Here is a 14,230-nt window from a genome sequence, read left to right as displayed (position 1 = left end):
AGGACGCCTGAGCGTCCCATTTTTTTCATGCTCGCAGCAAGTTACGACAACTTACACCGAGAACGAAGAACCGCAGCCACAAGTGGTGCTGGCATTCGGATTCTTGATCACGAACTGTGCGCCTTCGAGGTCATCTTTGTAATCGATCTCGGCACCAACCAAGTACTGGTAGCTCATCGCATCGATCAACAGATGCACGCCGTTTTTGGTCATGGTGGTGTCGTCTTCATTGGTGATTTCATCGAAGGTGAAACCATACTGAAACCCGGAACAACCGCCGCCTTGTACGAAGACGCGCAGTTTGAGCTCAGGATTGCCCTCTTCTTCTATCAATTGCGCCACTTTCGAAGCAGCACTTTCGGTAAATACGATGGGGGTAGGTAATTCTGCAACAGCGTCGGCAACAGCGTTCATTTCACACTCCTTCAATCTAAGATCAGCCTATTATAAACCTGCTGGCAAAACTATGCCGCTGTCGATCAATGCGGACCAGCAATACTGGAAAGCTTAGCCATTCGACGACGCCAGCTTGAACAACACTTGTTCTTGCGCGACTTCATGGGTCAGCTTACCCGTGACCAGCGCACCGCTGAGCATTTCCAGTGTTTTGTAGTGCACATCGCCGGAAATCCGCGCTTTGGCTTGCAACTCTAATAATTCGGTGGAAAACACCGGGCCATTGATGGCACCATTGACCACCACATGCGCGGCGCGGACTTCGCCATCGATGACCGCCTGCTCAGAAATGATCAGCATGCTCGAAGCTTCGGTATCGGCAATGACATTGCCACAAATATGGCCATCGATGCGCAAGCCACCCTTGAAATGCAAATCGCCCTCGATACGGGTGGTGGTACCGATCAAACTGTCTATGGTATTTTTAACTTTACGGTTGAACATGAGATTTTCCTTTTCGGGAACCAGCGCCCCGAATTTATAAATTAACCGCTTGCTGGGCGCGAATTTGCCCACGATCGAGCACTTTGACTTGTACAGTCTTGGCAATCGCCCCATCGGGAAGGGTAATTACCCCTTCGAGTCGCTGGTAATGTTTGAAAGATAATTTCAATTTTCCTGCCTCGCCTGACTTCGGATCGGGAAACTGCATCGTAACAGCTTTCCCGGCTTGTACCAAACTCAGGGAAAGTTGCAACTCGCCATTGAAATCGTGTGGGTTTTTGACACCTTGCATCACCAAAGCACGATAACGTAATTGGCCCGGCGCTTGCATTTCGACCTTCAGATTTTGCACCGCCACCCCCTCAGAACCATTGACCGCAGGAATCAAGCCTTCAAAAAACGCCAAATCATCCTTCAACTTTTGATTTTCCATCATCAGGGTTTTGACTTGCTCAGCCAATTCCTTTTGCATCGAGTGATCGATATTGAGTTTGCTCTCGATAGTATTGGCACTGAGCGATAATTTATCGCGCTCAAGGCGTAATTCGCTCAATTCAGCTTGCAAGGCTTGCACCTGATCTGGCTGAATCTGCGGACCGAACGCAAAACTACGGCCCATGTCATAAGTCCACCAAGCCACCGCCGCAGCGACCCCGATCACCAGCGCCGACAACATCAATTTGATATGCCACGGCTGTTGATGCGAGATGGTCATTTTGGACGCCAGTTGGCGCCGCTGCCAAAATCGGGGTTTCGCCATGTGTCAGTTAAGGTAAGACTGGAACATGCAACAAACCGCAAGTTTCATCGAGACCGAACATCAAATTCATACACTGCACAGCTTGCCCTGATGCACCTTTGACCAGATTATCTTGCACCACCAAGACCACCACGGTATTGCCGTTATTCGGCCGATGTATGGCGATGCGCAACATATTCGAGGCCCGCGTCGAACGGGTGTCAGGATGCGAGCCAAACGGCATCACATCGACAAAGGGCTCGTCTTGGTAGGCTTGCTCAAACAGAGCTTGCAAAGCTTCGTTGCTGATTTCTTGCTTCAAACGCGCATACAGCGTCGAATGCATGCCGCGTATCATTGGCACCAAATGCGGCGTGAACAGCAGTTCCACCTTGTCGGCACTCATGCGCTGCAATTGCTCCACCGTTTCAGGCGTGTGGCGATGACCAGACACGGCATACGCCTTGAAGCTATCGCTGGTTTCGGAAAACAAGATGCCGATCTCGGCTTTACGGCCGGCACCCGAGACGCCCGATTTACAATCGGCAATCAAACTGGCGGCATCGATGACACCGGCTTTCAGCAAGGGGTGATAACCGAGTTGCATCGTCGTTGGATAACAACCGGGGTTGCCGATGACCTTGGCCGTCTTGATTGCAGCACGATTGAGCTCAGGCAAGCCATACACAGCTTGCTTCAACACATCGGTACAGCTATGCGGGATGCCATACCATTTTTCAAACTGCGCCACATCCTGCATACGGAAGTCGGCCGCCAGATCGATGACTTTGACGCCGGCGGCGAGTAATTCGCGCGCCTGAGCCATTGCCACGCCATGCGGGGTGGCAAAAAATACCACATCACAGCCGAGCAGATCGGCTTTTTCCGGTGCCGAAAAGGCCAGCTTGACGCGGCCACGCAGCGAGGGATACATCTCTGCAACCGGCAAGCCATCTTCTTTCCGCGAAGTAATCGCGGTCAATTCGACCTCGGGGTGAGTAGACAACAAACGCAGCAATTCAACGCCGGTGTAACCGGTGCCGCCAACGATACCAACTTTAATCATTTAATTTTCCTTGCAAGAAATTTTTCACTATTCTACCAGCAGACTCACTACGGATTCTCACTAACACGCAGCAAGCCTGATCAAGAAGTAAAAAAGCCGTCCGAACCAAGTTCGGACGGCTTTTTGCGAGCCAATTTCCAGCGAAAAAATTAACGCTTGGAGAATTGTTTTGCGCGACGAGCTTTGCGCAGACCAACTTTTTTACGTTCAACTTCACGTGCATCACGAGTCACGAAGCCGGCTTTCGACAGCTCAGGTTTCAATGCTGCATCGTAGTCGATCAGAGCACGAGTGATACCGTGACGAACTGCACCGGATTGACCGGATTCGCCGCCGCCGTGAACATTGACCATGATATCGAATGTTTCGAGATTATTAGTCAATTCCAGTGGTTGACGGATAACCATCAAACCTGTTTCACGCGAGAAATATTCGTTTGCTGGCTTACCGTTCACAACGATCTTGCCGCTGCCGGATTTCAGGAATACGCGAGCAACTGCGCTCTTGCGACGACCAGTTCCGTAGTTGTAATTACCGATCATGGCTATCCTTAGATGTCGAGTACGAGTACTTGTGGTTGCTGAGCTGCATGCGGATGTGTTGCATCTGCGTACACTTTCAGCTTCTTGATCATTGCATAACCGAGTGGGCCTTTAGGCAACATGCCTTTAACTGCCTTCTCGAGTGCACGACCTGGAAAACGCTGTTGCATTTTCGTAAAATTTGTTTCATAGATACCGCCTGGATAACCAGTGTGACGGTAGTATGTTTTGTTCAGAGCTTTCGTGCCTGTCACGCGCAGTTTACCTGCATTGACAACGACGATGAAATCGCCCGTGTCGACGTGAGGAGTAAATTCCGGTTTATGTTTGCCGCGTAAACGGAGTGCCACTTCGCTGGCAACACGTCCGAGTACTTTATCTGTCGCGTCAATCACGAACCAGTCGCGCTGAACCTCATGGCCCTTAGCGGAAAAGGTTTTCATGTTGAATCCTAAAAAGTTAAATATGCCCTAATGCGGTGGTTCTGCCAATGTGACGGCAGACTCTCCCTTGTCAACTTCTCGCTCGGGCAAATCGAGAATCGGAAATTATAGTATTTTCTAAGACTGAGCGCAAGAACTGTTTAAAATTTAAGCAGAAATGCCGTTTCAGTTAAAAAAAACCCGCAGCGCTTGGCTGCGGGTTGAATCCACCAAAGGGGTAGGTGGAGGAGACAATTGCTTGGGCATGTGCAGCACTTCAGCGCTGCTGAGGTACTGATGACCGACGAGTCAATAATAGGACAAGAAATGGTGCAGTGCAAGGTAAACGGCGGGCTATGCGGCAATATTCCAACAAGGCTCGAATGCAGTACAATTTTGCATCATTCACCACGAACAGAAAGAGTACACGATGGAAGCAACAGTCAGCTGGACCGGCACCGGTGGCATGGCATTTTTAGCGCAAACCGGCTCCGGCCACGCCGTCTTGATGGATGGCGCACCGGAAGGTGGTGGTCATAATCTGGCACCACGGCCAATGGAAATGGTATTGCTCGGCACTGGTGGCTGCAGCGCCTATGATGTGGTGCTGATTTTACGCAAGGGCAAGCAGGACGTCCGTGCTTGCGACGTCAAGTTGACGGCAGAGCGCGCCAGCACCGAACCCAAGGTATTTACCACCGTGCACTTTCACTTCACCGTGCGCGGACGGCAATTGAAACCGGCGATGGTCGAGCGTGCGATCAAGTTATCGCATGAGAAGTATTGCTCGGCCTCGATCATGCTGGCTAAAACCGCCAGCATGACGCACAGCTTCGAAATCATCGACGATCTCGAACTGGCTTCCGAGCACGCCGTTCAGGCGTGAGTATCGACACCCGGCTGACCGAAGGTATCACGGTAAGTCGGGTAGAACGAGCAATACAAGACCGTGGTCAGCAAGGCCGACGCCGGCATCATCAGCAATACCACCAAGCGCGGATCACCGATGATGATGGCGATAATCACGCTGACTATGGTGGGAACGATCCCGGCAATGAGCATCCAGACCCCGGCAAAAGCCAGAAAAGTCCTGCCGGCACGCCAAACTGAAAAGAAGCTGTAAAACAAGGCTTTACCGACCGACATGTTTTTCCACATGATCAGCGGGGCCGCAAACCAAAATGCCATCAAGGCCGGCACATAGGCCAAGGCGGCCGCAAGCATGCCGGAAAACAAACGATCAGCTGGCAAATCCTTAGGATCAAACGCTTCGGTACTGGTCAAAAACTCATACAGTGCGCCGCCATCAAACCAGCTGGAAATAAAAATCGCCGCGGCAATGGCCGGCAGATACAACACGCCGAGCGCCAGCAAGCGCCGCAGGGCCGGTGCACGAAACGCCACCAGCAACAGCTTAGGGCTGACTTTTTCCTCGCGCTCTATGCATTCACAGGCTTCCATGAAACTCATCGCAAACACCGGAATGAGGATGAACGGCAAAATTTGGCCGAGCACTGGAATCAGACCGATGGCCATATTCATAAACATATAGGCAAAAAACAGTGTCAGCAATTCCGCCGGCTGGCGCCGAAACAGTGCAAAGCCGCGCTTCACCCAAGCCCACCCCGATACCGGAACGGCCGGCGTCATACCGTGCCCGGCAAGGCGTGCACCGGCAGCGCTTCGCGCAGCCGTAAAATGCGCTCAAAATGCGCCGGATCGTGCGGCGTGAGCATTTCCGCATCACGCGGCTGATAGTAATCATACAGACGCGAGAGCCAGAACCGCAGCGCCGCCGCCCGTAACATCGCTTGCCAAGCATGGCCTTCATCGAGCGTAAACGGGCGCACACGATGATAAGCCTCAAGCAAGGCAGCCACTCGCACTGGGTCGAGTGCGCCGCTGGCCACATCGATACACCAGTCATTCACGGTCACGGCCACATCAAACAGCCAAGTATCACAACCGGCGAAATAAAAATCGAAGAAGCCGGTCAGTTGCTCACCGTCAAACATGACATTATTGCGGAATAAGTCGGCATGTACCGGCCCACGCGGCAAAGCATGCCAAGTGGCAGTACTGTGGAAGGCATCTTGAAAATGCACTTCGGCACGCAATAAGTGCTGTAGCTCATCGGATAGGAACGGTAAAACGCTTGGCGTGGTGGCATGCCACCAGTCGAGCGCGCGCAAATTGTCTTGATGCAGAGGGAAATCTTGCCCGGCTAAATGCATGCGCGCCAACATCGCCCCAACTTCAGCACAATGGCTGGCTTGCGGCGACATTTGCGAACAGCCTGCCAGCTTACTGACGATCGCGGCCGGCTTACCGAGCAAGGCCACCACCAAGCTGCCGTCGGCACTGGCGACCGGTGCCGGCACCAGCACGCCATGCGCGGCCAAATGGCGCATCAAACCAAGATAAAAAGGCAGTTGTTCAAAACTGAGATTTTCAAAAATCGTCAAGACATAGTCACCAGCATCGGTGCTGATAAAAAAATTACTGTTTTCTATGCCGGAAGCGATGCCCTTGATCGCTGTTGCTTTTCCGAGTGGAAATTGTTCCATCCACGGACTGAGATCACTCAGTGTCACTGGGGTAAAAACTGCCATTGTGATATCAAATTCAAAAAAACTTATTTATTGGAAGGACTCGCAGGTGCAGCCTGCTCCGGTGCTGACGGCAAGACCGGCAAGGGCTCGACTTCTTTACTCTCTTTTTTGTGGCCGAATTCAAACAGGGTCCATTGTGGCGGACGATTACCCTGCCCTTGCGCGGTACCGCGTGGTGCGTTGCCGACTTCGGGATCGGCCTTGAGGGTGTAATGACTGGCACCGGCATCGACTTTGACTTCGTTGACTTTGCCGGAATTATCGCGAATTTCCGAGCTCTTGTTCTTGGGTACAGGCTTGCCGACCGACAGACCAGAATCCGGCGGTCCTTCTTCCAGTTTTTCCATCTGCGGTGGCACGGCCAAAGCGGCTGGCTTGGCAGGCGTCTGGGCATGGGTGAGACTGATGGCAAACAACAAGCCAGACAGCAGCGTGGCGCAACGAGCGAAGGAAATTTTCATGATGCGTGTCCTTGTGCACCGGCTGGGGTACACGATAGTAGTGGGTGCTGACATTGTAACAAAGCGGCACCGGCTCGGTCAGCAATAATCGATCAGAGTGCGCGCCGATACGCATAAAAAAAGGAGCAGTCTGAAGACCGCTCCTTTTTTACTCAAGCTCAGGCATCAGGCTTACGCCTGACATCAATTAGAACTGGTGACGAACGCCAGCAGTTACTTCATTGATGTTTGCACCCAGGGAAGATTTCAGACCTTCGAAACCAGCCGAGTTAGCATCTTGGTTTGTACGAGCATACGCTGTGTACAAATCAGTACGCTTGGACAAAGCATATTGGTAGCCAACTGCGAATTGTTTAGCCGAACCAACAGTAGCACCTTTAGTACCGAATGCTGTGTCGTTTTTCACGTTAGTGAAAGTAGCCAAAACTTTACCAGCAGTAGTCACTGGAACTGTGACGCCCAGTGTGTATGTCTTTTTGCTCAGACCCAAATCGTCAGTCGATTTTTGGTAGATAACGACTGGTTTAGCGACGCCGAAATCATAAGTAGCAGCAACTGTGTTGGCTTTTTTGCCGTTAGTTACCAATGCTGCGCTAGTAGCGTTGTCTTTCAGGTAGCTGTAACCGAGTTCCAAACCTTCGATTTTGTAACCGAGGTTGACGCCAAGGGAACGGCCATTGGAGTTGTCACCAGCGGCTTCGCCGAAACCATATTGACCCAGAGCAGTGAAACCGCTCAGTGTGTTTGGTGTAGCGTAGAAAACCGAGTTAGTAACGCGACCACGTGAAGTGCTGGTTACGCCAGTTGTTGTTGCATTGCCACCGATAGTGTAGATACCAGACAAACCGTTACCGCTGTTGATGAAACCGGAAGCGAATGGATCGAAGTTATCAAAGAATTTGAAAGTCGGGCTCTTGTCGCGACCCAGATCGACTGTACCGAAATCGCTGGACAGACCGACTGTAGCACGACGACCGAACGTAGCGCTTTGACCCGATGCGCCGGTGTCGATGTTGATACCTTGTTCGAGTACGAAGTTGGCTTTCAAGCCGTTGCCCAGATCTTCAGTACCTTTGAAACCCAAACGCGAACCGTTTTCTTGACCGCTTTGCAGCGAGAAAACTTTGCCCGAACCTGTGCTCAAACCTTGAACGCCAGCATCAGCGATACCGTAGATTGTGACGGAAGATTGCGCGAATGCCGCACCGGAGAAAGCACTGATCAGAGCAAGTGCGAGGAATGATTTTTTCATTGTCTAGTATCCAAAAATGAATGTTAAATTTTGCTGCAGCACAAAAACAAACGCGGCAAAAAGCTGAATTGCAGGTTTATTTAAAGCCTCGAACCAGTAAGCGATTCAATGACAAATGTCACGATACCTGTGAATTATGACATTTTGATGAAATACGACTGCTTTAATAAACAAGGCCTTAGCAAACGTTGCAATTTAAAGACACGATAATTCGGGATTAGTTCCAACGAACAAAAACAGACTTATCAAGGCTTAAGCCTACATTATAGGCAATATTTGCATTTGCTGCATAGCACCACCGATATGAGGGATATCCCTCTGTTTTTCAAGCCATACTTATAAAAAAAGTTTTATCAGCCTAGCGTTTCCCATGCATTTTGCTTTTGCGCAGTCATCGAACGCCAATAAACGCGGCCAGTATACCAGAGCGTCGCCGCGATCACAGCGCAGCTAAATTGCCCTAGAGCCAGCAGGAAAGCCGAGCCATCCAAGGCCGGCGCAAGCACGCCGGCAACGATCGCGCCCAGCAGCGTCACACTGGCAGCTTGGCAAGAAGCGACGATGCCGCGGATGGTAGGGAACAAATCGAGCACCAACAAGGTGGCACCAGGGGCGACTAAGGACATGCCAAAGGTATAAAAGAAAAACGGTGTGACCGACCACAATAAAATCGGTGGCGAAAAGAAATGGAACACCATATTGAACAGCGATGCGCCGAGCAAAAATATGAAACCGATGCTGACTTGTTTCCATACCGTGATCTTGCCAGCGAGCCGATTTGCCGTCAAAGCACCGAGAAAAATTCCGGCTACGGAAGGGATGAACTGCCATCCGAATTGATCTGCACCTAATTTTAAGTGTTGCGTAATAAACACCGGGGCGGCCGCAATATATAAAAACAAGCCGGCAAAGTTAAAGGCAATGGTGCCAGCCTTGAGATGAAACAAGGGCGATTGGCATACCTGACGGTAACTGCTCCACAGAAATTGCGGGCTGAATTCTTGGCGTTTTTCGTGCGGCAAAGATTCCGGCAGATATTTGTAACAAACAGTCCAAAGAACAACAGTGTATGCAAAAAGCAACAGAAAAATGGCGCGCCAGCTAAAAACACCGACTACCCAGCCACCAAGAATAGGCGCAATCGCCGGCGCGATGGAGAAAATCATCGTCACCAAAGACAACAAACGCTCGGCCGGAGCACCGGCATACAAATCACGAATGATAGCGCGACCAACCACCATGCCGGCACCGGCCGAGACGCCCTGCAAAATGCGAAAGCCCCACAGATAATGGACGCTGTGTGCCGAGGCGCAGCCGAAACTGGCCACGGCAAACACCGCCAAGGCGATCAAAATCACGTTACGCCGACCGAAAGAATCGGACAAAGCACCATGCCACAGCGTCATGACGGCAAATGACAGCATGTAAGCCGTCAGCGTTTGCTGTACTTCCAGGGCATTGGCATGCAGGTTGGCTTGAATCGCCGGGAAGGCTGGCAAATAGGTATCGATGGAAAAAGGGCCCAACATGGCCAAGCCAGCCAGCAAAGTCGCCAAGCCGGCGCGCGGAATCACAGCGATCGTTCTCATCTTATACCTTGATCCCACCCAGACACAGATACTTCATTTCGAGATACTCATCAATGCCATATTGCGAGCCTTCACGCCCCAGACCCGATTGCTTGACGCCACCGAACGGCGCGACTTCATTGGAAATGACACCGGTATTAATACCGACCATGCCGTATTCGAGCTGCTCGGCAACGCGCCAGATGCGGCCGATATCGCGTGAGTAAAAATACGCAGCCAAACCGAAATCGGTGGCATTGGCCGCCGCAATCACTTCGGCTTCGGTTTCAAAACGCATGACGGCAGCGACTGGCCCGAAAGTTTCTTCTTGCATGATCAACATGGCGGCGCTGACTTCCGAGAGCACGGTCGCTTGATAGAATAAAGGGCCAAACTCAGCAATTTTTCCGCCAGTTACCAGCTTCGCACCCAGCGCCAGCGCATCGGCCACATGTTGCTCGACCTTGAATACAGCGGCAGCATCAATCAGCGGCCCTTGCTGGACCCCGGCGGTAAAGCCATCGCCAAGCACAATCTCAGCGGCACCGGCCGCGAGTTTTTCAACAAAGGCATCGTAAATCGAACTGTGTACGTAAAAGCGGTTGGTACAGACGCAGGTTTGGCCGGCGTTACGAAACTTCGATAACAAAGCCCCTTCGACCGCGGCATCGAGGTCGGCATCCTCAAAGACGATGAAGGGCGCATGGCCGCCCAGTTCCAGCGCCAGTTTTTTTACCGTGGCAGCCGATTGCCGCATCAGGATACGGCCGACCGGGGTGGAACCGGTAAATGACAGATGGCGCACTACCGGGCTGTCGCACAAGACTTGGCCGAGCGCGATCGATTGTTCTGCGTCAGCGCTCAAGACATTGATGACGCCGGCCGGAATGCCGGCACGTTGGGCTAATTCAGCCAAGGCCAGCGCCGATAAGGGCGTTTGCTCGGCCGGTTTGATCACAATCGCACAACCGGCCGCCAGCGCCGGCGCGACTTTACGGGTGATCATGGCAATCGGAAAGTTCCACGGCGTGATCGCGGCGCACACCCCAATCGGCTGCTTGAGCACCAACATGCGCTTGTCGCTCCAAGTCGAGGCCATCACATCGCCCGAAACCCGCTTCGCTTCTTCGGCAAACCATTCGATAAAACTGGCACCGTACATCACTTCGCCACGCGCTTCGGCCAGCGGCTTGCCCTGCTCGGCCGTCATGATGGCGGCCAAGTCGTCGGCATGCGCGATGATCAGATCGAACCAACGCCGCATCAGCGCCGCGCGTTCTTTACCAGTTTTCGCCGCCCACAGAGGGAACGCCAGCTGTGCCGCTGCAATCGCGGCAGTCGCATGGCTGGCATCGAGATTCGCCACCTCAGCGAGCCGCGCGCCATTGGCCGGATTGATGACGGCGAAGCGTGCGCTGCTGCCGACCCAGAGGCCATTAATATAAGCAGCATCCTTCAACAGCGTCGGATCTTGCAAGTTCAATGAACTGATCGGGTGTGCGGTGGACATGTTGTTTTCTCTGTGAGCATGCGGAAAAAAAACCGATTCAAGCCTGCGGCTTGGCTTCTTCACGACGGTTAAAGCCGGCGACCATGTCGAAGCGGAACAGGCGACATTCGAGCGCACCATTGAAAAATGGGGTTTTCCGCGCTTCTTTGAGGCGCAACATTTTCGGTACGCTCAGGTCGGCAGTAAACAGAAACACGCTCCAACCGGCAAAGCGCTGCTTGAGCGTGGTGCTGAAGCTGGCAAAAAAGTCTTTCGCCATCTCATCCGATTCCATCGAGCTGTCGCCGCGCACGCCGATCCGTTCACCATACGGCGGATTGGTCAGCAAGATGCCCGGTACGGTGGTCGGGGCCTTGATTTCCTGTGCTTCAATCTGCTTGAGCGGCACCTCGAAACGAATCCCGGCCTTATTGAGGTTATTGCGCGTCATGACAATCATGTCGCCGGAAATATCGCTGCCGAAAATCGTTGGTTCGCTCGGCAAAGGGTTCGGTTTGACGCTGGCTTTGATGGCAGCCCAGGCATCGGCATCGAATTGATGGAATTTTTCAAACGCAAAATCGCGTTTCAAACCCGGTGGAATGCCGGCCAGTATCTGCGCCGCTTCGATCAAGATAGTACCGGAGCCGCACATAGGATCGAGCAGGGGCATGCCGGCTTTCCAGCCAGCGGTGCGCAGCAAGCCGGCCGCTAAATTTTCGCGCAAGGGCGCGTCGCCGGTTTCCATGCGCCAGCCGCGTTTGAACAGTGCTTCACCCGAAGTGTCGAGGTAGACGGTAAAACTGCGGGCATCGAGAAAGCCGACGATGCGCATATCCGGTGCCTTGGTGTTGACCGATGGACGCTGCGTGAATTGGTCGCGGAAACGATCGCAAATGGCATCTTTGATCTTGAGTGTAGCAAAATCGATACTCTTGAGCGGCGACTTGACCGCCGTGACATCGACACGAATGGTGTGGTGGTAACCGAACCAATCTTCCCAAGGCTGCTCCATGACCAAGTCGTAGATATCATTTTCATTGCTGTAGCTGGAATGCGCGACGCGCATCAGCACGCGCGAAGCGATGCGCGAATGTAAATTGATGCGCCAGGCATCTTGTAAACTACCCGAGCAGTGCACACCGCCAGGTACTTGGTTATGCACTGCCATGGTGTGATCGAAGGCAGCGATTTCATTGAGCTCTTCAGCCAGCGCGATTTCCATACCGCGTGGGCAAGGGCAAAAATACGACAATTTAGTCATGGGGAACCTTTTATCCGTTATATAGCAAAGTAAAAAAAAATCGGCGAGCGCACTCGCCGTTCCTGCGTGGCCGTAGATTAAGGAAGCGCAGATTTAATCCAAGCGGTTTGTCCGCGCTTCCTTAAAACGGTTTGACGACCACCAGGATCAACACAATCAATAACAATACCACCGGCACTTCATTAAACCAGCGAAACCACACATGGCTGCGCTGGTTGCGGCCTTGTTCAAATTTCTTCAGCAAGCTGCCGCAGGCATGATGATAACCGAGCAAGAGCAAGACACACAGCAGCTTGGCATGCATCCAGCCATTGCCCGGGCCTTTACCGATGCCGACCACCAGCCATAGATAGAGGCCGAACAACAAAGCCGGCAGCACCAGAATATTCATGAAACGATACAGCTTGCGCGCCATAAGCAGCAAGCGCTCGGTCGCCGCCGGCGTCGTTTCCATCGCCAGATTGACGAGGATACGCGGCAGATAGAACAGCCCGGCGAACCAGGAAATGACGAACAGGATGTGCAGGGCTTTAATCCAAAGCATGGCGGAACTTTCTAAATTGGTTAATCAAAGCCGACTCGAACCGACTAAGCCCGAGCCAACATCGTTTCAGCCTTCTCAAGTACGGATTTCGCCGTGACCAAACACGACATATTTAAGCGAGGTCAGCCCTTCGAGGCCGACCGGGCCGCGCGCATGCAGTTTGTCGTTGGAAATACCGATTTCAGCACCGAGTCCGTATTCGAAGCCATCGGCAAAGCGGGTCGAGGCATTCACTATGACCGAAGCGGAATCGACTTCGCGCAAAAAGCGCAGGGCCAGCGTGTAGTCTTCGGTGATGATGGCTTCGGTATGTTTCGACGAATAGGTATTGATATGGTCGATGGCCGCATCGATGTCGTCGACCACTTTGATCGCCAATACCGGTGCCAGATATTCGCTGCGCCAGTCTTCTTCCGTGGCGGCGCGCAGATGCGGATAGCTGGCCAGAATCGCCGCTGCAGCCGGATCACAGCGTAATTCCACCGACTCGCTCAGATACAGCGGCGCCAAGAGCGGCAAGATGCGCTCGGCCACGCCACGTGCCACCAATAAAGTTTCCATGGTATTGCAAGTGCCGTAACGATGACATTTTGCATTGAATGCAATCGCCGTCGCTTTCGCCAAATCGGCTTTGTCATCGATATACACATGACAAATGCCGTCGAGATGTTTGATCATCGGCACCGTGGCTTCGCGCATCAAGCGTTCGATCAAGCCTTTGCCACCACGCGGCACGATCACATCGACATACTGCGGCATCGTGATCAAGGCACCGACGGCGGCACGGTCGGTGGTTTCGACGATTTGTACGGCATCGGCTGGCAAGCCGGCCCCGGCCAGACCTTCTTTGACCAAGATCGCGAGGGCGCGATTACAGTGTATCGCTTCAGAACCACCGCGCAGGATGGTGGCATTGCCACTCTTGATGCATAAACCGGCGGCGTCGACTGTCACATTCGGGCGCGCTTCGTAAATAATACCGATCACGCCTAGCGGCACACGCATTTGGCCGACCTGAATGCCGCTGGGGCGGTATTTCATGTTTGAAATTTCACCAATCGGATCAGAAAGGCTGACAATTTGCGTCAAGCCTTCGGCCATTTTGGCGATCGCCGCATCCGACAGCGTCAGCCGATCGAGCATGGCGGCATCCATGCCGGCGGCCCGTGCAGCCGCTAAATCGTGCTCATTGGCAGCACGCAGCAAGGCGGCATCGCGCCGTATCGCTGCGGCGATCAGCAACAAGGCTTGATTTTTTTTTGCACTATCGGCTTTTGCCATAGCGCGCGAAGCAGCACGGGCACGCGAGCCGAGCTCGTTCATATAAGCAGGAATATCGATCATGTCAGTTCCAAAAGCCAGCTATTCAAG

General features: G+C 52.9%; 16 protein-coding genes. 1 reads left to right on the top strand and 15 read right to left on the bottom strand.

The annotated features are described in order from the left end of the window. Nucleotides 1-51 precede the first annotated feature (51 nt). The 6 genes from erpA to rplM form a co-directional block, all read right to left on the bottom strand. Nucleotides 52-414, bottom strand: coding sequence for an iron-sulfur cluster insertion protein ErpA (gene erpA / locus RHM61_RS09335; protein WP_322250840.1), 363 nt, complete (start codon nucleotides 412-414; stop codon nucleotides 52-54). Nucleotides 415-507: 93 nt separating this feature from the next. Next, nucleotides 508-900, bottom strand: coding sequence for a polymer-forming cytoskeletal protein (locus tag RHM61_RS09330; RefSeq protein WP_322250839.1), 393 nt, complete (start codon nucleotides 898-900; stop codon nucleotides 508-510). A 34-nt stretch (nucleotides 901-934) separates the two neighbouring features. Then, nucleotides 935-1,615, bottom strand: a complete 681-nt coding sequence (locus RHM61_RS09325; RefSeq protein ID WP_322250838.1) for a DUF6776 family protein — start codon at nucleotides 1,613-1,615, stop codon at nucleotides 935-937. A 52-nt stretch (nucleotides 1,616-1,667) separates the two neighbouring features. Further along, a complete protein-coding gene (gene argC / locus RHM61_RS09320) occupies nucleotides 1,668-2,705 on the bottom strand; it encodes an N-acetyl-gamma-glutamyl-phosphate reductase (protein ID WP_322250837.1) in 1,038 nt (345 codons plus the stop codon). 149 nt (nucleotides 2,706-2,854) lie between these two features. Next, nucleotides 2,855-3,247, bottom strand: coding sequence for a 30S ribosomal protein S9 (gene rpsI, locus RHM61_RS09315; RefSeq protein ID WP_110255177.1), 393 nt, complete (start codon nucleotides 3,245-3,247; stop codon nucleotides 2,855-2,857). Between the two features lie 8 nt (nucleotides 3,248-3,255). Further along, on the bottom strand, nucleotides 3,256-3,690 hold the full coding sequence (gene rplM, locus RHM61_RS09310; protein WP_322250836.1) for a 50S ribosomal protein L13: 435 nt from the start codon (nucleotides 3,688-3,690) through the stop codon (nucleotides 3,256-3,258). A 409-nt stretch (nucleotides 3,691-4,099) separates the two neighbouring features. Here rplM and RHM61_RS09305 point away from each other — a divergent pair, with 409 nt between their 5' ends. Further along, on the top strand, nucleotides 4,100-4,555 hold the full coding sequence (locus RHM61_RS09305; protein ID WP_322250835.1) for an OsmC family protein: 456 nt from the start codon (nucleotides 4,100-4,102) through the stop codon (nucleotides 4,553-4,555). Here RHM61_RS09305 and RHM61_RS09300 read toward each other — a convergent pair. The 9 genes from RHM61_RS09300 to RHM61_RS09260 form a co-directional block, all read right to left on the bottom strand. Then, nucleotides 4,546-5,319, bottom strand: a complete 774-nt coding sequence (locus tag RHM61_RS09300; protein ID WP_322250834.1) for a BPSS1780 family membrane protein — start codon at nucleotides 5,317-5,319, stop codon at nucleotides 4,546-4,548. The genes RHM61_RS09305 and RHM61_RS09300 overlap by 10 nt on opposite strands. After that, entirely contained in the window at nucleotides 5,316-6,281 is a 966-nt protein-coding gene (locus tag RHM61_RS09295; RefSeq protein ID WP_322250832.1) for a homoserine kinase, read from the bottom strand. Before RHM61_RS09295 ends, RHM61_RS09300 begins: the two co-directional genes overlap by 4 nt. Before the next feature lie 23 nt (nucleotides 6,282-6,304). Further along, nucleotides 6,305-6,742, bottom strand: a complete 438-nt coding sequence (locus RHM61_RS09290; protein WP_322250831.1) for a hypothetical protein — start codon at nucleotides 6,740-6,742, stop codon at nucleotides 6,305-6,307. A 187-nt stretch (nucleotides 6,743-6,929) separates the two neighbouring features. Continuing rightward, on the bottom strand, nucleotides 6,930-7,994 hold the full coding sequence (locus RHM61_RS09285; RefSeq protein ID WP_322250830.1) for a porin: 1,065 nt from the start codon (nucleotides 7,992-7,994) through the stop codon (nucleotides 6,930-6,932). A gap of 353 nt (nucleotides 7,995-8,347) precedes the next feature. Continuing rightward, entirely contained in the window at nucleotides 8,348-9,583 is a 1,236-nt protein-coding gene (locus tag RHM61_RS09280) for a multidrug effflux MFS transporter (protein WP_322250829.1), read from the bottom strand. A 1-nt stretch (nucleotide 9,584) separates the two neighbouring features. Next, nucleotides 9,585-11,072 carry an NAD-dependent succinate-semialdehyde dehydrogenase gene (locus tag RHM61_RS09275; protein WP_322250828.1) on the bottom strand — a complete coding sequence of 496 codons (1,488 nt, stop codon included), beginning with the start codon at nucleotides 11,070-11,072 and terminating at the stop codon, nucleotides 9,585-9,587. 37 nt (nucleotides 11,073-11,109) lie between these two features. Next, a complete protein-coding gene (locus RHM61_RS09270) occupies nucleotides 11,110-12,276 on the bottom strand; it encodes a class I SAM-dependent RNA methyltransferase (protein WP_322251079.1) in 1,167 nt (388 codons plus the stop codon). Nucleotides 12,277-12,436: 160 nt separating this feature from the next. Then, on the bottom strand, nucleotides 12,437-12,859 hold the full coding sequence (locus tag RHM61_RS09265; protein WP_322250827.1) for a CopD family protein: 423 nt from the start codon (nucleotides 12,857-12,859) through the stop codon (nucleotides 12,437-12,439). Between the two features lie 75 nt (nucleotides 12,860-12,934). Continuing rightward, a complete protein-coding gene (locus RHM61_RS09260; RefSeq protein ID WP_322250826.1) occupies nucleotides 12,935-14,203 on the bottom strand; it encodes a glutamate-5-semialdehyde dehydrogenase in 1,269 nt (422 codons plus the stop codon). Between the last annotated feature and the right edge of the window lie 27 nt (nucleotides 14,204-14,230).

Source organism: Undibacterium sp. CCC3.4, assembly GCF_034347425.1.
GTDB lineage: Bacteria > Pseudomonadota > Gammaproteobacteria > Burkholderiales > Burkholderiaceae_D > Undibacterium.
This window is presented reverse-complemented; position numbering and strand designations above follow the sequence as displayed.